Here is a 454-nt window from a genome sequence, read left to right on the forward strand (position 1 = left end):
CGTTGTTGCGCACCGGGCCCTGCAGGTTTTCCGGCAGCGACTTCAGGCGCGAGACCAGTTCCTCGACCGGCAGGTCGGCGTACTCGGTGCCTTCCAGCGCGGCGTTGACGTTGTTGATGTACGTCTGGTGGTGCTTGGTGTGATGGATTTCCATCGTCTGCGCGTCGATGTTCGGCTCGAGCGCGTCGTAGGCGTAGGACAGCTTGGGGAGGGTATAGGCCATGTGTGGATCTCCTTGACTCGTTTCGTCCGCGGCATCGCGGGCGTTGCGTTGACAATGTTAAGGATGCGGCGCGCGCTTACCAAGTGCGGGCATTGGGAGGGATCGTCCCACCGGCCCGGCGACCGCCGCCGCAAGGGACGCCACCATGCCGCAGTCCCCGGTTACCCCGGCGTGAATCGCGTGTCGCGCCAGTGTCCACCCGGCGCGCGCATGCGCATACTCTGTGTGCCC

Annotated in this window: 1 protein-coding gene; it reads right to left on the reverse strand. The window is 65.2% G+C overall.

The genetic code is table 11. The features are described from left to right. On the reverse strand, positions 1-223 hold a 223-nt coding region (locus CWM66_RS28500), incomplete at its 3' end, for a superoxide dismutase (protein ID WP_369878953.1). Positions 224-454 lie beyond the last annotated feature (231 nt).

Source organism: Kosakonia sp. H7A (assembly GCF_003028445.1).
GTDB lineage: Bacteria > Pseudomonadota > Gammaproteobacteria > Enterobacterales > Enterobacteriaceae > Kosakonia > Kosakonia radicincitans.